16 protein-coding genes and 1 tRNA gene are annotated in these 19,235 nt (G+C 60.1%); 7 read left to right on the top strand and 10 right to left on the bottom strand.

The features are described 5' to 3' along the window. Both ACQRCA_RS05870 and ACQRCA_RS05865 read right to left on the bottom strand, forming a co-directional pair. Positions 1 to 1,080, bottom strand: a complete 1,080-nt coding sequence (locus ACQRCA_RS05870; RefSeq protein ID WP_427719452.1) for a tyrosine-type recombinase/integrase — start codon at positions 1,078 to 1,080, stop codon at positions 1 to 3. Beyond that, on the bottom strand, positions 1,061 to 1,267 hold the full coding sequence (locus ACQRCA_RS05865; RefSeq protein WP_161145553.1) for a hypothetical protein: 207 nt from the start codon (positions 1,265 to 1,267) through the stop codon (positions 1,061 to 1,063). Before ACQRCA_RS05865 ends, ACQRCA_RS05870 begins: the two co-directional genes overlap by 20 nt. A gap of 135 nt (positions 1,268 to 1,402) precedes the next feature. Here ACQRCA_RS05865 and ACQRCA_RS05860 point away from each other — a divergent pair, with 135 nt between their 5' ends. Beyond that, positions 1,403 to 1,816: a helix-turn-helix domain-containing protein gene (locus tag ACQRCA_RS05860; RefSeq protein WP_427719450.1), complete on the top strand. Its 414-nt coding sequence runs from the start codon at positions 1,403 to 1,405 to the stop codon at positions 1,814 to 1,816. 506 nt (positions 1,817 to 2,322) lie between these two features. On the opposite strand, the gene guaA is transcribed toward ACQRCA_RS05860, so the two are convergent. After that, positions 2,323 to 3,921: a glutamine-hydrolyzing GMP synthase gene (gene guaA / locus ACQRCA_RS05855; RefSeq protein WP_427719448.1), complete on the bottom strand. Its 1,599-nt coding sequence runs from the start codon at positions 3,919 to 3,921 to the stop codon at positions 2,323 to 2,325. Positions 3,922 to 4,189: 268 nt separating this feature from the next. Between guaA and ACQRCA_RS05850 the strand changes: the two genes are divergently transcribed. Next, positions 4,190 to 5,203 carry an asparaginase gene (locus ACQRCA_RS05850; protein ID WP_427719446.1) on the top strand — a complete coding sequence of 338 codons (1,014 nt, stop codon included), beginning with the start codon at positions 4,190 to 4,192 and terminating at the stop codon, positions 5,201 to 5,203. A 317-nt stretch (positions 5,204 to 5,520) separates the two neighbouring features. Here the strand turns inward: ACQRCA_RS05850 and ACQRCA_RS05845 are convergent, their stop codons facing one another. Then, positions 5,521 to 5,739 (bottom strand): helix-turn-helix domain-containing protein, encoded by a 219-nt coding sequence (locus tag ACQRCA_RS05845; RefSeq protein ID WP_427719445.1) that lies wholly within the window; start codon positions 5,737 to 5,739, stop codon positions 5,521 to 5,523. Between the two features lie 76 nt (positions 5,740 to 5,815). Here ACQRCA_RS05845 and ACQRCA_RS05840 point away from each other — a divergent pair, with 76 nt between their 5' ends. Then, positions 5,816 to 6,205, top strand: a complete 390-nt coding sequence (locus tag ACQRCA_RS05840; protein ID WP_427719443.1) for a hypothetical protein — start codon at positions 5,816 to 5,818, stop codon at positions 6,203 to 6,205. Between the two features lie 9 nt (positions 6,206 to 6,214). Here the strand turns inward: ACQRCA_RS05840 and ACQRCA_RS05835 are convergent, their stop codons facing one another. The 5 genes from ACQRCA_RS05835 to ACQRCA_RS05815 all read right to left on the bottom strand — a co-directional run bounded on the left by ACQRCA_RS05835 (position 6,215) and on the right by ACQRCA_RS05815 (position 11,639). Next, complete coding sequence (locus ACQRCA_RS05835; RefSeq protein WP_427719441.1) at positions 6,215 to 6,598, bottom strand: DUF1648 domain-containing protein; 384 nt, start codon at positions 6,596 to 6,598, stop codon at positions 6,215 to 6,217. Positions 6,599 to 6,609: 11 nt separating this feature from the next. Further along, positions 6,610 to 7,686: a redox-regulated ATPase YchF gene (gene ychF / locus ACQRCA_RS05830; protein ID WP_089572784.1), complete on the bottom strand. Its 1,077-nt coding sequence runs from the start codon at positions 7,684 to 7,686 to the stop codon at positions 6,610 to 6,612. 114 nt (positions 7,687 to 7,800) lie between these two features. Next, a complete protein-coding gene (locus ACQRCA_RS05825; RefSeq protein WP_154517950.1) occupies positions 7,801 to 9,054 on the bottom strand; it encodes a 4Fe-4S binding protein in 1,254 nt (417 codons plus the stop codon). 151 nt (positions 9,055 to 9,205) lie between these two features. After that, entirely contained in the window at positions 9,206 to 10,273 is a 1,068-nt protein-coding gene (locus ACQRCA_RS05820) for a glycerol dehydrogenase (protein WP_427719439.1), read from the bottom strand. A gap of 151 nt (positions 10,274 to 10,424) precedes the next feature. After that, the gene (locus ACQRCA_RS05815) at positions 10,425 to 11,639 is read right to left on the bottom strand and encodes an iron-containing alcohol dehydrogenase (RefSeq protein WP_117794788.1); all 1,215 of its coding nucleotides are present in this window, start codon (positions 11,637 to 11,639) and stop codon (positions 10,425 to 10,427) included. A 500-nt stretch (positions 11,640 to 12,139) separates the two neighbouring features. Here ACQRCA_RS05815 and ACQRCA_RS05810 point away from each other — a divergent pair, with 500 nt between their 5' ends. The 4 genes from ACQRCA_RS05810 (at position 12,140) to ACQRCA_RS05795 (ending at position 16,658) form a co-directional block, all read left to right on the top strand. Further along, the gene (locus ACQRCA_RS05810; protein ID WP_427719437.1) at positions 12,140 to 13,216 is read left to right on the top strand and encodes a hypothetical protein; all 1,077 of its coding nucleotides are present in this window, start codon (positions 12,140 to 12,142) and stop codon (positions 13,214 to 13,216) included. Beyond that, the gene (locus tag ACQRCA_RS05805) at positions 13,216 to 14,259 is read left to right on the top strand and encodes a hypothetical protein (RefSeq protein ID WP_427719435.1); all 1,044 of its coding nucleotides are present in this window, start codon (positions 13,216 to 13,218) and stop codon (positions 14,257 to 14,259) included. The genes ACQRCA_RS05810 and ACQRCA_RS05805 overlap by 1 nt, the downstream gene beginning before the upstream one ends. Before the next feature lie 45 nt (positions 14,260 to 14,304). Continuing rightward, positions 14,305 to 16,482, top strand: a complete 2,178-nt coding sequence (locus ACQRCA_RS05800; protein ID WP_427719434.1) for a MurT ligase domain-containing protein — start codon at positions 14,305 to 14,307, stop codon at positions 16,480 to 16,482. Between the two features lie 99 nt (positions 16,483 to 16,581). After that, a tRNA-Glu gene (locus tag ACQRCA_RS05795) sits at positions 16,582 to 16,658 on the top strand. 383 nt (positions 16,659 to 17,041) lie between these two features. On the opposite strand, the gene ACQRCA_RS05790 is transcribed toward ACQRCA_RS05795, so the two are convergent. Further along, complete coding sequence (locus tag ACQRCA_RS05790) at positions 17,042 to 19,129, bottom strand: glutamine synthetase III (protein WP_154517961.1); 2,088 nt, start codon at positions 19,127 to 19,129, stop codon at positions 17,042 to 17,044. Positions 19,130 to 19,235 lie beyond the last annotated feature (106 nt).

Below are 19,235 nucleotides of genomic sequence, written 5' to 3'. Positions count from 1 at the left end.
CTAGCCCTCCTTGGAGCAATCAAGGGCATTGGCTATCTCGGACTGCTTGTTCGGGAAGAGGTGGGCGTATCGGTAGGTGATATCGGTGCTCTCGTGACCGACGCGATCGGCGATCGCCAACGCGGAGAAGCCCATCTCGATGAGCAGGGAAACATGGCTGTGCCTAAGGTCGTGGACCCTGATCCTCTTGACGCCGGACTCCTTGCATCCGCGCTCCATCTCGTGCGTCAGGTAATATTTCGTCACGTCGAAGATGCGGTCGTGGGGACCGAGGTCGTCCCTGAATTCTTCCAGGTACTCCTTCATCTCCTCGGCGAGGAACTTGGGCATGGCGATCCTTCGCACAGAGTTCGGGGTCTTCGGGTCGGTGATGGTGTCGATTCCCTTCAAACGCTGATACGACTTCGTGATGCTCAGCTCCGAGGTCTCGAAGATGAAGTCAGACGGGGTGAGGGCGAGCAGCTCTCCGCAGCGGATACCTGTCCAGTAGAGGATCTCGAAGGCGTAAAAGGATAGAGGCTTGTCCATGATGGCCTCCGAGAACCTCAGATACTCCTGCTTCGTCCAGAAGTTCATCTCTCCGCCTTTCTTCGAGCCCATCTTCGTTACCTTCCTGCACGGGTTGCCCGTCAGGTCGTAGTAGCGCTCGGCATGGTTGAAGATGGCATTTAGCTGGTTGTTGATGGTCCTGAGGTACGTGGCCGAGTACGGCTTCCCGTTGGCATCCTTGTGGTCGATAAGATGGTTCTGCCAGCGGACGACGTCGATGGGCTTGATCTCGGACATCCTCATCTTCCCGAAGAAGGGGATGATCTTGTCCTTGATCATGTACTCCTTGGTCAGCCAGGTGTGCTCCCTGATTCGAGGCTTGATCTCGGTGGCGTACACGTCGACGAAGTCCGCGAAGAGCATGTCCATGGTGCCGTTGTGAACCGCTAGGAAGTCCTTCTCCCACATGAGCGCCTCGAGCTCGGTGGCAAAGCCCCTCTTGACCTTATGGCGCTTCGCGCCCCTGCCATCTCGGTAGAAGCACTGGGAGTAGAACGTCCCGTTCTCGCTTCTATATACGGGCATCTTCATCACCGGCAAAGAACCTTGCCTCGAAGTGGTCGGAGCGGACGCGGCCCTTGACCACCGAGCGACCCTTCTTGATCTGCTCCTCGTTCATCTCCTGGATGATCTTGTAGGCGAACCCTTTCGACATGTTCAGCCTCTGCGCGACCTGCTCTGCGTTGAGCATGGTTGGCTTGCCCTCTTCCTGATTCATTTGTCCTCCTAACATCGTACGATTACGTACGTTATATATGAGAGAATCATAATCGTACGGTTTCGTACTGTCAAGAAATTGCGTACGTTTGCGTACGGTGCTAGAATTACGAGGTTTAGATTTTCAGGAGGGAAGATGACGACTGGCGAGAAGATCAGGTACTACCGCAAGCTGCGCGGGCTCTACCAGGGGGAGCTGGGAGAGAAGATCGGCGTCTCGGAGGGTGCGATCCGTCACTACGAGACGGATTTCAGGACTCCCAAGCAACCTCAGATCGAAGCCATCGCCGAAGCCCTCGACATCTCTCCGCTTGCCCTGAAGGACTTCGGCGTGGAGAACGCCCGAGACCTCCTGGGCCTCCTTCTGCAGTTGGAGGATGAGTTCGGCATCGTGCCTGCCGAGGACGGCTCTGGTCTTTCTATCGATGCGTCTGCCGAGAAGGCACCCAAGACGACTCAGATGCTCAAGGCCTGGGCCGCGAAGCGAAACGAGCTGGAATCCGGAGAGATCACACCGGAGGAATACGCCGACTGGAAGGCCAAGTTCTAGGAGTAAAAATTTACTGAAGCGTGAGCAGGTGGCTTTACCCCCGCAATTGGGAGTGAAACACCTGCTTTTCTTATGCCCGAAATCCACCATTCGAAGCGTGCTGAAGCCGTTGAAATCGCTTGGGGGAGTAAATTTTTACTCCCCATTGTTGACCTGCGGTTTTGCTGAAAAGCCACCATGTTTCTCCCTATTGAGTTTCAGTTGAGTTTTGGGGCGCATTTTGATCAGCTGGGACAGGCAACTGGGACAATTTACTCCCCCAACAAACCTTTTACTCCTCGTCCGTGGGGTACCGCCGCGTCCGCCCTGTACGTCAATTGGGAGTAAATCTGCATAAAACAGCAGGTCAAAAGGATAAAAAACACCCCCGATTTCCACTTGGAATCGGGGGTATCTCGTTCAATTTATTCCCCCAAGTTGCTGGGGGCTTTGCATTTCTCCCGTACGCTGCGACACTCTGCGGTACTCAGCGGACAGGAAATCGACGCCTCGAAATTGCCTTTCGTCTATTCCCACTCAATGGTCGCGGGCGGCTTGGACGTGATGTCATAGCACACGCGGTTGGCGCCGGGAACCTCGGCAACGATGCGGCCGGAAATGCGGGCCAGCACATCGTAGGGCAGCTTGGCCCAGTCGGCGGTCATGGCATCACTGGATTCGACGGCACGCAGGATGATCGGGCGCTGATAGGTGCGCTCGTCGCCCATAACGCCAACGGACTTGATGTCGGGCAGGACCGCGAAATACTGCCAGCAGCTGTGCTCGGAGTTGCGCTCGCCGGTCTGCTCAAACAGGCGCTGGTTGTAGGCATCCAGCTCCTCGCGCACGATAGCGTCGGCGTTTTTGAGGATCTCGAGCTTCTCCTTGTCGACCGCACCGATGATGCGGATGGCCAGACCCGGGCCCGGGAAAGGCTGACGGAACACGATATGACCCGGCAGGCCCAGTGCCAGACCAAGCGCGCGGACCTCGTCCTTAAAGAAGTGATCAAGCGGCTCAATGAGGTCGAAGTGTACGCCCTCGGGGAACGGGATCAGGTTGTGATGGCTCTTGATGGTGGCCGTCTTGCCGCCCGTCTTGCGAGCGCCGGACTCGATGATGTCGGGGTAGATGGTGCCCTGAGCCAGGTACTTGACCGGCTTGCCATCGGTCTCGAGCTGCTGCGCCACGGCGAAGAACTCTTTCCAGAACTGAGTGCCGATGATGCGGCGCTTCTCCTCGGGCTCGGTCACGCCGGCCAGAAGCTCGGCATAACGGTCCTCGGCGTGAACGTGGATAAAGTCGACATCGAACTGCTTGGTGAAGACCTCCTCCACCTGCTCGGGCTCGCCCTTGCGCAGCAGGCCGTGGTTGATGAACACACAGGTCATCTGCTTGCCCACGGCGCGAGCGCCCAGCGCAGCCACGACGGAGGAGTCGACGCCACCGGACAGGGCCAAAATCACGCGGTCGTTACCGACCTTCTCGCGGAACTCGGCCGTCATGGTCTCGACCAGGTTGTCCATGCTCCAGTTGGGCTCCAGACCGCAGATCTCAAACAGGAAGTTGCTCAGCAGCTGCTGACCGTACTCGGAGTGCTTGACCTCGGGGTGGAACTGGGTGGTGAAAATCTTGCGCTCGGGGCACTCCATGGCGGCAACCGGGCACACGTCGGTGCTGGCGGTAACGGTAAAGCCCTCGGGCACCTCGGACACGGCGTCGCGGTGGCTCATCCACACGGTTTGCTGCATGGGCGTGGAGTTAAAGAGCTTGGCGCCGGCAGTGCGCGTAATAGTGGCGCGGCCGTACTCGCCCACCTCGGAGTGACCGACCTTGCCGCCGAGCGTCACGGCCGTGATCTGATGGCCGTAGCAGAAGCCCAGGACGGGAAGGCCCAGGTCAAAGATGGCAGGATCGATGGACGGAGCGTCCTCGGCGTACACAGAGGCCGGGCCGCCGGAAAGGATGAGCGCAGAGGCGTTCATCTCGCGAATCTCATCGGCCGAGATGTCGCAGGGAACAATCTCGGAATACACGTTGAGGTCGCGGACGCGACGGGCAATGAGCTGACCGTACTGCGCACCAAAGTCGAGTACGAGGACCTTTGCGGAAGCCTTTTGATCCATGGTTTCCCCCTCTTGTTGGCGGGGAGCCGATGCCCACCCGCGCGAATAAACGAGAATAACTTTCATAGTGTACACGTTATATGGGGTTTCTCGTCCCTCGCAGCCATCAGCGCACGGCAAACGCACGACCTGGGCCCCTATTTGACGGCAATTGAAGTGTTACCAAACGTTACAGATGATGTAATACGTTTGAACATTGGACACCCTGTGCCACAATACTGCCGAACGACTCCGCCTCTGGGGCGGCAAATACGATAGGAACACCAACATGAAGCGCATCCTTCTCATCGCCACGGGCGGCACCATCGCATCGACCGAGGACGGCAACGGCCTCTCCCCCGCCCTAACCGGTGAGGAACTCGCCCAGAGCGTCCCCGAGATCTCGGGCCTCTGCGAGCTCGACGTCGTGCAGCCCATGAACATCGACAGCACCAATATGCGTCCGAGTGACTGGATGCGTATCCGCGACGTCATCGTCGAGGGCTATGCCGACCACGACGGATTCGTAATTCTGCACGGCACCGACACCATGAGCTACACCGCGGCGGCGCTTTCTTACCTGATTCAGGACAGCCCCAAGCCCATCGTGCTCACCGGCTCGCAAAAGCCCATGGGCAACCCCTTTACCGATGCCAAGCTCAATCTGTACCAGAGCCTGCTCTATGCGCTCGACGAGCATTCGCACGACGTCTCAATCGTGTTTGGCGGTGTGGCCATCGCCGGCACGCGCGCCCGCAAGCAGCGCACCATGAGCTTTAACGCGTTCATTAGCGTCAACTATCCGCCCATTGCCTACATCCGCAACGACCGCATCGTGCGCAACGGGCTCCACGGCACCCACCAGAATGAGAGCCCGGTTCGTTTCTACGACCGTATCGACTCGCGCGTGTTTGTCCTTAAGCTCACGCCCGGCGTGAATCCAGGCATATTGGACGCCCTGACCGATAGCTACGACGCCGTAATTCTGGAGACCTTTGGCATTGGCGGTATTCCCGAGTTTGGCGAGTCCGGCGAGTCATTCCAGGAGGCGATTTTCCGCTGGGTCGATTCGGGTCGCACCGTCGTTATGACCACACAGGTCCCCGAAGAGGGCCTCGATCTGGGTGTTTATGAGGTCGGCCGTGCCTACGCCGACCATCCGGGTATTTTGCGCGGCGACGATATGACCACCGAAACGCTCGTGGCCAAGACCATGTGGGCGCTCGGCCAGTCACGTGATGCGGCCGAAATTCAGCGCCTGTTCTACAGCCAAGTCAACCATGACCGCATCCCGATGGTGTAGCTAAAACAAAATCCGCCTCTTTGGGCCTTGTAGGGCACGTGGTACCTCTCGGAGCGTGCAAAAAGCGGAGTTTTCAGCACCCGCCCCTTCCGGAAACGTTAAAACCGCTAGCTGTAAATCGCTTTTCGGTTCGATAGGCTCGTCCCATGCGTCTATTATTCCTCATAATAATGAATTTTGTGGATAATCCAAAACAGCAAGCATCGTATTTGCGCCTTCGGTTGCTGTCAATTTATTGAGGGATGCTGAATACTCGGGTTTTTGCACGCCGCCGTCGGGGGGACCCGTTCAGCAAACGACAAATCTAGCAAAAACGCCTACTCAATGCCCTCGAGAAGCTCTGACACCGTCATGCCAAGCGCGGGCGCAAGTTTAAATAAAATCTCGAGCGTGCTGTTTGCCGTTCCGCTTTCGATTTGATCGAGATAAGGTCGGCTGATTCCAACCGCCACGCAAAAATCGACCTTGGAGATACCAAGGGCCTTGCGCGTCCGCTCGACTCGCTCGCCAAGAATCTGTTTCGCATGTTCATTCATGCAGACGAGTTTGAAATGGAGCAAAACAAAAACGTAAACTATAGTTTACGTTTTGCCCAATATACAGGAGTTTTCTATGTCGGGTTCTTCGGTCCGCATGTACCGAGCCACGCTTCGCACAAACAGCGCACCGCCCAAGCTCGTCGTCGTTGAAGCAGAATGCCTTTCGCCCGATGAGCGCACAGCATTTGCATTGCTATCAAGTCGCGTCGCCGCCGTTTTGGTCCCTTGCCCGGCGCAAGGTGAACTTGCCATCCAATGCCAAGCGCACGGCTGCTCACTCAATCAGGCTGCCGTAATCGTAACAAGCCAGTGTGGCCTGCCCCTTCTCTTGGAAGCCGGTATCGCGCTCTGCCTTCGCGGTGCCGGATACGAAAACGAGGCCGCCGCCGATGTGGTCTTTCAACCACGATCGAGCGGCGGCCTCGCAGCAGCCATCGAATATGCTTGCAGGCTCGTTGCCTAAAGGCGCAAGCTAAAAGCCCAGGCCAAAGCCTGTGCCGGTAATCGCCGAATACATAAAGTAGACGTTAATTACGTTGAGGAATACGCCCGTGATGCAGCCGTTTCGCAGGTAGCGCTCGCACACGATGCGCGCCATGGCGGCGGAGTCCTCATTGTTCTTTGCCTGGCGTCCCGCCGTAAAGTACGTCGCCACGCTCAGCAGCAGGTTGAGTACCGGCAGCGCCAGCAGCTCGTAGCTCTTGCCCCAGCGCGTCACCTCGCCGGCTGCGTTAAACTTTGTTGCCACCTCGGGACCAATGTTGGGGATTACAAACGCTGCGACCACCAGCGGAAGCACTGCAAGCACCAGCAGCGCGATGCCCATGTAGCCAGCTTTTTTTCCATATTTAAACATGCTCGCCGTCCTTACACGTTAAAGCGGAAGTGCACGACGTCGCCATCGGCCATGACATACTCTTTGCCCTCGATGCGCAGCTTGCCAGCAGCCTTGGCGCCTTGCTCGCCACCGAGCTCGATGTAGTCGTCATAGCCAATGACCTCGGCCTTAATAAAGCCGCGCTCAAAGTCGGTATGGATGACACCGGCGGCCTGCGGGGCGGTCGCGCCCTGACGCACCGTCCAGGCCTTGACCTCCATCTCGCCGGCCGTAAAGAACGACTGCAGACCGAGCAGCTTGTAGGCTGCCTGCGCGAGCACGTCCAGGCCGGGCTGCTCCAGGCCCAGGCTCTCCAGGTAGTCGGCCGCATCCTCGGGATCGAGCTCGGAAAGCTCGGCCTCGATCTTGGCGCAGATCGGCAGCGGCTTGACGCCATCGATGGGCGCCAGGTCCTCGTTGAGCATGTCCTCGTCCACGTTGGCCACATACAAGATGGGCTTCATGGTGAGTAGGAACAGGCCCTTGGCAGCGGCGCGCTCCTCGTCGGTCATCTCCATGGACGCGGCGCGCTTGCCCTCGTTGAGCCAGGCGAGCAGGCGCTTGGCTACCTCAAACTTGGGCATGAGCTCCTTGTCGCGCTTGGCCTCCTTCTCGAGCTTAGGCAGCTGCTTCTCGAGCGTGCCCATGTCGGCCAGGATAAGCTCGGTCATGATGGTGTCGGCATCGCCGGCGGGATCGACGAACTCGCCCGTGCGACCCACCTCACGCATGACGTTGGGATCCTTAAAGTAGCGCACGACCTCGCAGATAGCGTCGGTCTCGCGAATGTTTGCCAAGAACTGGTTGCCCAGGCCCTCGCCCTCGTTGGCACCCTTCACCAGGCCCGCGATGTCGACAAACTCGACCGTAGCCGGCACAATGCGGCCAGGGTTGACAATGTCGGCGAGCTTTTGCAGGCGGCTATCGGGCACATCGACGATACCCACGTTGGGGTCGATCGTGGCGAACGGGTAGTTGGCGGCAAGGCCGGTCTTTTTGGTAAGCGCGGTGAACAGCGTCGACTTGCCCACGTTGGGCAGGCCCACGATACCGATGGAAAGGGACACGACAGCTCCTTTTGGTACAGGTACTTCAAACTGCATAAGTATAGCGCCGCCACAGCATCCGGGCGAATCCGGACACCGCGGCGGCGCAAATGAAGCAGAGATTGGGGTAGCTGGCTAGTCCGCGAGCTTCTCCACCTGGTCGAGCATCTTGTCGAGCTTGGCCTTCGCCTCGGCTTTTACCTTTTGGGCCTCTTCGTGGGCTTTGGCCTTCTGAGCGGCCTTTTCCTCGGCTTCGGGGTCGACGACAACCAAGTTGGACGCATCGTGTTCGACCAGCTTGAGCGCATGTTCGGGACAAACCTTGACACAGGCGCCGCAGCCCAAGCAATATGTGGACTCCAACGCGAAGCGGCCGCTTCCCACCAAATCGCAGGCGAACGTGGGGCATACATTGACGCACTCGCCACACGACGTGCACTTGTCAAAATCGCACTCCGGCGTGCTCACCTGCATGTTCTGGGCAAGCTCGGGATGGTTCTGCAGTGTCGAAAGCACCAGCTGCCGCCCATGCGTGAGCGAACGGCGACGCTTTGCCGTCGTGGTGCCGCACATGGTGTTGAGCGTGCGCTCCAGCTGGGTAATCTGATGGCGATGGGCCTTCAACTTCTGCGTCACCGAGGCCAGCGCCGCCGTCGCCGGGTTGAGCTTGGTCACCGTCAGACCCGTCGTGCGGGCGATCTTTTCCATGTACTCCTTGCGCTCGTACTCGCGGAGCTTATGGCACTTGAGGCTCTTGGGGTCGACCTCCAGGCCCATACCCGTGCCAGACCACTCCTCAGCCTTCGCAATCGCCTCGCCCAGGATATCCTCGCCACCGGTGTTGCGGCATTTATCGCACACGCCCAGGGGCAGGTACACACTCACGTTGGGATAGTCCGCCAGTACCGAGAACCAGGTCTCGGCCGTAATATCGCCCACGCAGGCAACGACGACCTCGTTCTCGCGCGGCATGCGCTTAAGGGCACGCGTGCAGGTAACGTAGGCGGTCTCGTGGCTCGTTGCCGCCGAGACAATGTCGTCATACAGGTTTTTGGGCGCCAGGCGCGGCGAGATGATTGCCTCGGTCGGACAGGCAGCGGCGCACAGGCCGCACTTGCGGCAGGAGTCGAGAATCTCGATGGAGTCTTCCTCGACCTCGATAGCGTTGACCGGGCACACATCCATGCACGCGGAGCAGCCACTCTTTTCGTTTTTGCAGGTCAGGCACGGAATGGTGTTGCCGCGCGGACGCTCCTTGTAGTCGGCAGGATTCCACTGCGGCGCCGACGGATCGAGCGCATCGGTCACACCGCCAAGCGGGTTTTTAAGAAAGTCGAAACCCTTGCTGATCTCGATAATGTCATCAAACAGATCGTGTTCCTGCGCCATGCGCGGCCCCTCCCTGAGCAGTGCAAACAAGCAAGAGATAATGATACGCTATCGGCCCACGCCTCGGGCAAATTACACGCGGCGCATCTTTGAGAAAAATAGCCTATGGCCTATCGCCGCCTCGATTGCACAAGGTCAATCAAGCGCCAAGCTATGCCTCGCACATGAGCTGCACGAGCTTTTGTTTGGTCACCTTGGCCTGTTCGTTAGCCATATTGCGCTCGTTCTTAAAAGTTGCGTCCGCAACGCTCAGCAGGTCATCATCGGAAATCTCACCAAGGCCCAGCTCCTCGAGTGTCGTCGGCAGACCAACGCACTGGCAAAACTCGAGCACCTGATCAAGCTCGGGCGCGCGCTCCAAACGAAGCTGCACCACCAGGCCAAATGCCACGGCCTCACCGTGCATGGCCTTGCACTCGGGCAGAATCGTCAGGCCGTTGGCGATAGCATGGGCAAGCGCTAGGCCACCGCTCTCAAAGCCAACACCCGAGAGCAGAATATTGCACTCGATCAGGCGCTCAACCGCCGGCGATATACGACCCTTTTTAAGATCGCGCTTGGCAGCGACACCACACTCCATGAGCGTGTCGTAGCAGGCACGTGCCGCGACCAGGGCAAAGTGTCCCGGCGCGCCACCGTGCTCGTTGGTGCCGTGCGCCGCGGCGCACGAACGCGCCTCGAAGTACGTTGCCAGTGCGTCGCCCATGCCAGCGACCGTCATACGCAGCGGAGCTGCCGCGACCACGCCGGTATCGACCACAACCAAATCTGGATTCTTTTCGAGCATCAGATAGCGGTCGAACGACCCATCCTCGTGATACAGCACCGAAATCGCGCTGCACGGACCGTCCATCGAAGCCGCCGTGGGGCATACGCACAACGGCAACTCGGCATAAAACGCAACGGCCTTGGCGATATCGAGCATCTTGCCGCCGCCAATACCCACCACCATGTCGCAATACTCAGCCTGGGCTTCCTTGGCCATTTCGACAACGGCATCTTCCGTACACGGACCGTCATAAATCTTAAAGAACGGCTCGCTTAGATCTTCGTCCAGAAATCCATCGACGATCTGCCTGCACAGCCGATCCTCGGTGCCCTGGTCAAACAAGACATAGGCAGCGCAGCCCAACCATGACAAATATCTGCCCTGACGCGAAAGTTCGCCCGGCCCCTGAACATACCGGCCGGGACCGCCATAAACCATAGGAAGCGCCATACGAGAATCCGCCCTTCATCAAACAACGATTGGTGCAAAGCCACCTGTCCCCTTGTGGCAACTTGGCGCATTGAGGACAGGTTAGATTGCACCATAGAAAAAGGGTCCCGCGCACAGAGCGCGAGACCCTTATCAGAACAATGTGTGCCGATTAGAACGTGACCGGGGTGTCGGTGTAGACGCACTCGAGCAGCTGCTCCATCTCCTCCTGAGACGGCTGGCGCGGGTTGGAGCCCGTGCAGGCGTCGAGGATGGCGTTGGCGGCAACGTCGTGCTTCTTAGCCTCGAACTCATCGTAATCGATGATGGACTCGTCGGCCTTCACGCCCTTGGCACCGTAGTTCTTGATGCCCTGCGGAATGTCGAGCTTGTCGTTGAGGTCGCGAATCTCCTGGACCAGAGCCTCGACCAGCTCGTCCTCGGTCTCGCCGGCGAGGTGCAGGATCTCCTTGGCGATGAAGGCGTAGCGACTCTTGGCGCGAGCGTCCTTGGCGTTGAACTGGATGACCTTGCCCAGGTACATGGCGTTGGCGCAACCGTGGATGATGTGGTCGCCCTCAAAGGCGGCACCGGTCTTGTGAGCCATGGAGTGGACAATGCCCAGCAGACCCGAGGAGAAGGCGATGCCGGCGATGCACTGGGCATCGTGCATGTGCTGGCGGGCCTCATGATCGCCCTGATAGGACTTGGGCAGCCACTCGACGATCTCGCGGATAGCATGCAGGGCGTTGGCGTCGGTGTACATGGAACCAGCGGTGGAGACGTAGGCCTCGATGGCGTGAGTCAGAGCGTCCATACCGGTGTGAGCGCACAGCTTGGCGGGCATGGTGTAGGTGAGCTCGGGGTCGACGATGGCGACATCAGGGGTGATGTTGAAGTCGGCCAGCGGGTACTTGATGCCCTTGGCGTAGTCGGTGATGACGGAGAACGCGGTGACCTCGGTAGCGGTGCCGGAGGTAGAGGAGATGGCGCAGAAGTGAGCCTTCTGACGGAGCTCCGGGAAGGAGAACGGGACGACTGCCTCCTCGAAGGTCTCCTCGGGATACTCGTAGAACAGCCACATAGCCTTAGCGGCATCGATGGGCGAGCCACCGCCAATGGCGATAATCCAGTCGGGCTGGAACTCGGTCATGGCCTCGGCGCCCTTCATGACCGTCTCGACGGACGGATCGGACTCGACGCCCTCGAACAGCTTGACCTCGAAACCGGCCTCCTTGAGGTCGGCCTCGACGTCCTGCAAAAAACCGCCGCGGCGCATGGAGCCGCCGCCGGTCACGATGATGGCCTTGCTGCCCTTGAGGTTCTTCACCTCGTGGCGAGCGCCCTCACCAAAGTACAGATCGCGAGGATTGGTAAAACGTCCCATACTGTGCCTCCTAAACAAGCCCCTCTTAGACTTGCGTATATAACGGAGCACCCGATTGGCTCCGTTAGGACCGTTTTGCGCGTTGCCGGCGATGACAATGCGCGATGTCTAAACGTCTCAACGCTCAGACAAATATTATTTTACCGTTCTGGTTGGTCAGTTATTTACCGAAAGTCGACAATGATGAAACGTTTTTTCTATCCCTGAAGACCCTTATGCGGCATTCATACTCCCAAGCTGGGCAAACGTTTTATCAAGGTTGACCACATATCCAGGGCAGGACTGTGCCCCTCCAAAAGACACACCGTTCGCCGCCAAAAATCGACCGTTTGCGGCACCGTGATACCACTCGGTCGTCCAAGGTGCCGACATTTGTGCGACATCCGTCTTCGTGGTGCAAAGGTGCATGTCCAAGTGCGGCACTCCCAATGTGCCTCATGCGGGTAAACTAGAACCTTATATAGAGACATTTGAACCCTAACCGCAGCAAAGGAGGCCCCATGGCATTCGATCCCATTCAAGAAGATTGCCATCGCCTCGTTCTTGAGGCCTTGCGCCGCGACAATATCCCGCTCACCGACGGCCCTGCCGTAGAGCGTCTGATGGAACAATTCACCCGCAACCCCGCGCCGCTCATCGTGCACGACCGCGACCGCGCCGGACATCTGATTGCCAAGGTAGTCGAGGCTGTCGACTACCGCATTCCCTTTATCCCTGACGATACCCAGGCAGAGCAAGAAGAGACCGCTGCCGAAAACATGCTTCGCGAGGCAGCCGCACTCGACCCGACCAACTGGGACGCTCAGCGCATGTTGACCGCCCTCACCGCTAACTCCAACGAGGAGTACGTACAGTACTTGGTATCCAAGCGCGATGAAGTCGAGCACGACCTGGCACTCAAGATCGCCTCGGCGCAGGACCCCTACGAGCGCGAGGCCGCAGGCGACCTTACACGCCGCCCCTACCTGCGCTGGCTTGCCGCCCTTGCGTCGCGCGCCCTCATTAGCGGCCGTTACCGCCTGTCGCTCGAAACCGCAAACCGCAGCCTGGACTTTGCCCCCAACGATCCGGCCGGTGTCCGCCACACTGCGATGCTCGCCATGGCAAAACTCGAATACCCCGCCGAGGAGCTCAAACGCTTTCGCTCTTCCCACTCCGTCCCCTATCTCGCCAACACGCCGCTGCGCCGTCGTCCCAAGGACGCGGAGCGCGACTTAGACCCGTGGACGCTCATCGCGCTGATGAGCGTTGCCTGGCGCGAGCTGGACTACGAGGGCGCCGAACACTACTTGCGCATCCTTGTGCGCTCGTGCCCGCACGCAGCCGAGGCGCTTTACTTTCAAACCGAGTTTCCCGATGGCGTCTATGCCCGCGTCAACGTGGGCGTGGGCTCCACCGACGAGCTTGTCCTTGCGCTGTCCGAAGCGACGCCGGTACTGCAGGAGGGCTTGGGCGCCCCCGACAACGCCAGCTTTGCCGCCTGGGTCGCCACCAACGATATCGTGCGTTCCCAGATCGACGAGCGCATCCTGCGGGCAGCCGAGCAGGGCTTGCCGTTTAAGGGAGGAGACCTCTAATGGATCCGAGCGTCTACATCCCCGCCTACCTGGAGCGCGCCTACGTTGCGTCGCACCCCGAACTCACCGATGCAGCACGCGATCTTGTCCATAACGACGTGAGCGTCAACCCCCATAAGTATGCGCAGACCGAGCATGCCCAGGCACTGCTTTCCTATGCCGGCGTTCACCGCCACCTGCTCGACGAGCTCCATCGTATCGAGGATATGGGCAGCGATGAGGAGTTTGAGCAGACGCGCAACCGCCTGTTCGACGATATGCGCGATGAGCTGCTCAAGATCGTCCGCATCGATGCGTATGTCTTCGATGCCCATCTGCTTGCCATCATTTTGGCGGACACGCCCGTCGACGCCTGCCTGGGCGACCTGATGAAGCTCGAGGCGACCACAGCCGATTACCTACGGCAAAGCGTGCCCGGATTCGACATGGAGGCTCCGCACTACTGGACCAACAAGGTGCTTTCAGACGGCGTGACGGCGGCCGATCTCACCGTGAGCGAGCCGGCGCTTATCGGGTGGCTCCACACGCTCGAGGCCATCTCGCAGCTGTGCATGGCGAGCGCCCGCTACCGTGCTGCTGCCAACTATTCTCGCCGTGTTCTTAAGGCGGAAGGCTATCCCACCCGAGCTGCCGGCACCGTGCTACTTGCCCTCGCTCGTCTGGAAGACGAGGACGGCTTTTTTGCCCTGGCCCACCAGCTCGAGGAGCAGATGGGGGCCGATGCCCTCGAGAACTCCCCCTGGTACCTACTCGCCCGCACGATCCTGCTGTTCAAAACGAACAAGATGCGCCCGGCGACACGCGCCCTGCGTGAGTTTGCCAACCGCTGCGAGGGCGGCGCGTTCTTTTTGCTGAACCCCATGTATCAGACGCCGTACCTTCCCTGCCGGCCCGAGCCGCACGACCCCTGGGACCTTTCGCACCAGGCAGTTTGGGAGGCCGACGGCATCATCTCGGATACTCCCGACTTTGCCCCCTGGGCCAACGCTTGCGAAGACGTATCGCAGCTTGCCCAGGAATTTGCGCGCCGTTATGGCTTTTAACGGCACGATCGCCACGACCATGTCATTCACGTTAGGAACGGCTCCATGAACTTCCGCTCATCTCTCGCCTGCACCTCGAGCGATATCGCCCGCTGGGGGCTGCGCTCCATCCTTAAGCGCCAGGGCGGCGTACTCCCCGGCCGCATCGCCATGAAGATCGACCCCGAGCTGCTAAGCGACCTCGCGAGCCTTGTCGACCGCAGCGTGGTGGTCACCGGCACCAACGGTAAGACCACCACCTCCAACCTCATCGCCGACGCCGTTGCCGCCAGCGGCGCCACCGTGGTATGCAACCGCGCCGGCAACAACATGGAGCCGGGCGTGGTGGGTGCCCTGCTCGAGGGCCGCAGCGATCTTAAGCGTGCCGGCAGCGGCAAGCGCGTGGGCGTCTTTGAGTGCGACGAGCTCTACACGGTGCGCGTCTTGCCCAAGCTCAAGCCAACGTACTTTGTGCTGCTCAACCTGTTCCGCGACCAGCTGGACCGCTACGGCGAGATCGACCACACCCAGGACGTCATCGCCCACGCGTTGGAGCTTTCGCCGGCAACGACGCTCATCTATAACGCCGACGACCCGCTCTGCGCCTCGATCGCCGCACGCGTCCCCAATATGAGCATCGCCTTTGGCATCGACGGCGCCACGGGCACCGAGTCCGATCGCATTAGCGACTCGCGTTTTTGCTCGCAATGCAACGCGCCGCTGGAGTACAACTATGTGCAGTACGGCCAGCTCGGCGCCTATCATTGTCCTTCGTGCGGTTGGAGTCGCCCCGCGCTGGTCCGTCGCGTGACAGGCGTTGAGCTCGGCTGCGACGGCTACGGCTTTGACCTGGCCTTTGGACCCGAGGCAAAAGCGCCCGCAACGCACATCGCCACACGCTACAACGGCCTGTACATGGTCTACAACGTTGCCGCCGCCTTCTTTGCGGCGCGCGAGTTGGGCGTGGACGCAGCGCATCTGCAGCCCACGCTCGATGCCTACGTCCCCGCCGGCGGACGCATGGGCCGCTGGGAGATTGCCGGCCGTACCGTCGAGGCAAACCTGGCCAAAAATCCCGTGGGCTTCGATCGCCAGATCCAGTCCATTAAAACGGCAGGCGGCAGACTCTGCGCCTTCTTCCTGAATGACAACGACGCCGACGGCCACGATGTCTCGTGGATCTACGACGTCGACTTCGAGCGCATCGCCGATACCCCAGGGCTTATCGCCTTTGCCGGGGGTACGCGCGCGCACGACATGCAGGTGCGCCTGAAGTACGCCGGCATCGACGCCGCCATCATCTCGAATATCGAGCAGGCGATCGGCGCCGTGGCAGATGAGGCCGCCGATGACACCTTCTACGCCGTCGCCAATTACACGGCATTCCCGCCGCTGGTCAAAGAGCTCGACGGACTTAAAGACGCCGATGCGAGCTCGGTTGCCTCCTGCGCCGTAACACGCACCGATGGCAGCGCCGTCCCCACCGATATTGCGCCGGTCGAGCTTCCGCGCCCGCTGCGCATCGTCTATCTGTATCCCGATGCCCTCAACCTCTATGGCGACGGCGGCAACGTCATCGCCCTCGAGCGCCGCTGCGCCTGGCGCGGCATTCCCGCGCGCGTGGACGAGGTCCGCATGGGCGAGACGCTCGATCTCACCGACGCCGACATCGTCATGATGGGCGGCGGTGCCGACCGCGATCAGTTGGCTGTGGCACACGAGCTGCTCGCTCAAAAGGACAAGGTTGCGACATATGTTGAGGACGGCGGCTCGTTGCTCGCTATCTGCGGCAGCTATCAGCTGCTCGGTCGTTCGTACTATATGGGCGAGAATCGCATCGAGGGCCTAGGTGTCATCGCCGCCGAGACCGTGCGCGGCTCCGACCGCCTGATAGGCAACGTCGCCGTCAAGACCGACCTGGCACCCGAGCCCTTTGTGGGGTTCGAGAACCACGGCGGCCGCACCCTGCTCGATGCAGAGGCCACGCCGCTCGGAACATCTGTCGTCACGGGCACCGGCAACAACGGCGACGATGGCTTTGAGGGCCTCATCTACAAGGGCGTCATCGGCACGTACCTACACGGACCGGCACTGCCCAAGAACCCCGAGCTCGCCGACTGGCTCATCGCCCATGCCCTTGAGCGCCGTGGCGATGCACAGGCCGCCGCCCTGCTGCCGCTCAAGCCCCTCGACGACACCTACGAGCACGCCGCCCACGACGCCGCGATGAAGCTCCTCCCCTAACGCCCCGCCACCACAAGGGGACAGGCATCTTTGTGGTGGTTTTTCAGTTTGCCAACGATATGTGAACGGATAAAAAAGTCTGCTATACTCTTTCCCGCTGTCCCCATCGTCTAGCGGCCAAGGACGCCACCCTTTCAAGGTGGATATCGCGGGTTCGAATCCCGCTGGGGGCACCATTTGAAACGAGAAGCCCGTTACCCCCGTGGTGGCGGGCTTTTTTCTACCCCAACGCCGGGATTCGAACCCGACAGGGTGCGGAGCTGAGGAAACGCGAAGCGTTTTCCAGCGCAGCACGCAAGGAGCGAAGCGACGCAGCGAAAGCGGGCGGCGCCAGCCGCACGCGGACATCCCGCTGGGGGCACCATTTAAAACGAGAAGCCCGTTACCCCCGCGGTGGCGGGCTTTTTTCTACCCATGTGCCGGGATTCGAACCCGACAGGGTGCGGACCCCGGCAAATCGGCGGCAAAACGGACTCCAAAGCGTCCTTCGCAATCAAAAAGCCGGGGCCCGCGCGATGCGGACCCCGGCTTAATACCGTGACGATATGTTGGCTATGCCCTACACGTAGAACAGGATGTCGTCGTAGGTCGGGACCGGCCAGTAGTCGGCGGCCACGATCTCCTCCATGGCATCCACGGAGGCACGCAGCGTATCCATAGCGGGAACGACCTCGTGTGCATACACATTGGCCTGCTCCTGGCCATCGAGAGCCTCGGCCTTCTGATGCACGGCGTCGAGCGCCTTGATGGAGTCGTTGATGGCGGTGATACCGTTGCAGAGCTTGTTGAGCGTGTTCTGCTCGCACTGCATGGCGGCCTCAGCACCGGCGGCACGAATTGTCTCAAGGCCCTTAGCGACCTTGGTGGCATAGGCGGTGATGACCGGACGATAGGTACGACGTGCCTCGCGAATCATCGTGGTAGCCTCGATGTTCATGAGCTTGTTGTACTTCTCGAGCTTGCAGTCGTAGCGGCACTGGGCCTCGGCCTTGGTCAGAACGCCCGTCTCCTCAAAGAGCGCGATAGCCTTATCGGAAACAAAGGCGGGAAGAGCGTCGGCCGTGGTCTTGTTGTTGGCAAGGCCGCGTTTCTCGGCCTCGATGGGCCACTCGTCGGAGTAACCGTCGCCGGAGAACAGGATGCGCTGGTGATCGGTCAGCACCTTCTTACAGTACTCGAGCGCGGCGTCCTGGAACTTATCCTCGGGCGTACCCTCGAGTGCATCGGCGAAGGACTTGAGCGACTTGGCCACGGCGGCATCGAGCACCAGGTTGGAGTCGGAGACGTTCTGCTCGGAGCCGCAGGCACGGAACTCGAACTTGTTGCCGGTGAAGGCGAACGGAGAGGTGCGGTTGCGGTCGGTGTTGTCCTGCATCAGCTTGGGCAGGGTATCGGCGCCCAGGTCGAGCACGCCGCGCGTGGCATGGACGGAAGCCTTGCCATCGATGATCTTCTCGACGACCTCGGTAAGCTGGTCGCCCAGGAAGATGGACATAATCGCCGGAGGAGCCTCGTTGGCGCCCAGACGATGGTCGTTGCCGGCCGAGGCAACGGAGGCACGCAGGAGCTCCTGATAGTTATCGACGGCCTCGATCACCGCGGTGAGGAAGACGATGAACTGCAGGTTGTCGAGCGGGGTGTCGCCCGGATCGAGCAGATTCTCGGACTCGGTGCCAAGCGACCAGTTATTGTGCTTGCCCGAACCGTTGATGCCCTCGAAGGGCTTCTCGTGCAGCAGGCAGACCAAATCGTGGCGGGAGGCGATGAGCTTCATCTTCTCCATCATGACCAGATTCTGGTCGATGGCCTCGTTGACCTCGCCATAGACGGGGGCGAGCTCATGCTGGCAGGGAGCGACCTCGTTGTGTTTGGTCTTGGCGGGAATGCCAAGCGCCCACAGCTCATCGTCCAGGTCCTTCATATAGGCCGAGACGGTGGGGCGGATAGCGCCAAAGTAGTGCTCCTCGAGCTCCTGGCCCTTGCAGGGAGCAGCACCAAAGAGGGTGCGGCCGGTGATAACCAGGTCCCTGCGCTTGCGGTAAGCGTCCTTCTTGATCAGGAAGTACTCCTGCTCATCGCCCACGGAAGGAACGACCTTCTTGGGGGTCTTACCAAACAGCGCCAAAACGCGCTTGGACTCACGCGAGAGCGCGGTCATGGAGCGCAGCAGCGGGGTCTTCTTGTCCAGGGCCTCGCCCGTGTAGGAGCAGAAAGCCGTGGGGATGCACAGGACATCGTCCTTGATAAAGGCGGGGCTGGTGGGATCCCAAGCGGTATAGCCGCGGGCCTCGAAGGTGGCACGCAGGCCGCCGTTGGGGAAGCTGGAGGCGTCCGGCTCGCCCTGGATGAGGTTCTTTCCCGTAAACTTGGTAATGGCGGTGCCGTCGTGGTTGGGTTCGAGGAAGCTGTCGTGCTTCTCGGAAGTAATGCCCGAAAGCGGCTGGAACCAGTGCGCGTAGTGCGTCGCGCCCTTGGAGATGGCCCAAACCTTCATGGCATGGGCAACGGCGTTGGCCACATCCAGGTCGAGCGGCTCACCGTCCTCGAGGGTTGCAGCAAGGCGTTTCCAAATGTCCTTGGGGAGGTAGTCTTTCATGACTTCCTCAGAGAACACCATGGTCCCGAAGCGGTCAGTAAGTTCGGCCATACGGAACTCCCTTCGTATCGGCACCGCGTGAGAAGCGGTGTTGATTACTAACGAACGAGTCATAGCTTAGACTCGCCGTGTTTCCGCGACATTACCGTTATGTTGC

This window comes from Collinsella sp. SGI.095, assembly GCF_050314535.1.
Lineage (GTDB): Bacteria > Actinomycetota > Coriobacteriia > Coriobacteriales > Coriobacteriaceae > Collinsella.
The sequence above is the reverse complement of the archived record's forward strand: the minus strand, read 5'-3'. Positions and strand labels throughout refer to the sequence as shown.

What these genes read in the sequence shown, in the direction of transcription:
- ACQRCA_RS05870 (WP_427719452.1), bottom strand. Translation starts at nt 1,080, where the DNA reads ATGAAGATGCCCGTATATAGAAGCGAGAACGGGACGTTCTACTCCCAG.
- ACQRCA_RS05865 (WP_161145553.1), bottom strand. Translation starts at nt 1,267, where the DNA reads ATGAATCAGGAAGAGGGCAAGCCAACCATGCTCAACGCAGAGCAGGTC.
- ACQRCA_RS05860 (WP_427719450.1), top strand. Translation starts at nt 1,403, where the DNA reads ATGACGACTGGCGAGAAGATCAGGTACTACCGCAAGCTGCGCGGGCTC.
- guaA (WP_427719448.1), bottom strand. Translation starts at nt 3,921, where the DNA reads ATGGATCAAAAGGCTTCCGCAAAGGTCCTCGTACTCGACTTTGGTGCG.
- ACQRCA_RS05850 (WP_427719446.1), top strand. Translation starts at nt 4,190, where the DNA reads ATGAAGCGCATCCTTCTCATCGCCACGGGCGGCACCATCGCATCGACC.
- ACQRCA_RS05845 (WP_427719445.1), bottom strand. Translation starts at nt 5,739, where the DNA reads ATGAATGAACATGCGAAACAGATTCTTGGCGAGCGAGTCGAGCGGACG.
- ACQRCA_RS05840 (WP_427719443.1), top strand. Translation starts at nt 5,816, where the DNA reads ATGTCGGGTTCTTCGGTCCGCATGTACCGAGCCACGCTTCGCACAAAC.
- ACQRCA_RS05835 (WP_427719441.1), bottom strand. Translation starts at nt 6,598, where the DNA reads ATGTTTAAATATGGAAAAAAAGCTGGCTACATGGGCATCGCGCTGCTG.
- ACQRCA_RS05825 (WP_154517950.1), bottom strand. Translation starts at nt 9,054, where the DNA reads ATGGCGCAGGAACACGATCTGTTTGATGACATTATCGAGATCAGCAAG.
- ACQRCA_RS05820 (WP_427719439.1), bottom strand. Translation starts at nt 10,273, where the DNA reads ATGGCGCTTCCTATGGTTTATGGCGGTCCCGGCCGGTATGTTCAGGGG.
- ACQRCA_RS05815 (WP_117794788.1), bottom strand. Translation starts at nt 11,639, where the DNA reads ATGGGACGTTTTACCAATCCTCGCGATCTGTACTTTGGTGAGGGCGCT.
- ACQRCA_RS05810 (WP_427719437.1), top strand. Translation starts at nt 12,140, where the DNA reads ATGGCATTCGATCCCATTCAAGAAGATTGCCATCGCCTCGTTCTTGAG.
- ACQRCA_RS05805 (WP_427719435.1), top strand. Translation starts at nt 13,216, where the DNA reads ATGGATCCGAGCGTCTACATCCCCGCCTACCTGGAGCGCGCCTACGTT.
- ACQRCA_RS05800 (WP_427719434.1), top strand. Translation starts at nt 14,305, where the DNA reads ATGAACTTCCGCTCATCTCTCGCCTGCACCTCGAGCGATATCGCCCGC.
- ACQRCA_RS05790 (WP_154517961.1), bottom strand. Translation starts at nt 19,129, where the DNA reads ATGGCCGAACTTACTGACCGCTTCGGGACCATGGTGTTCTCTGAGGAA.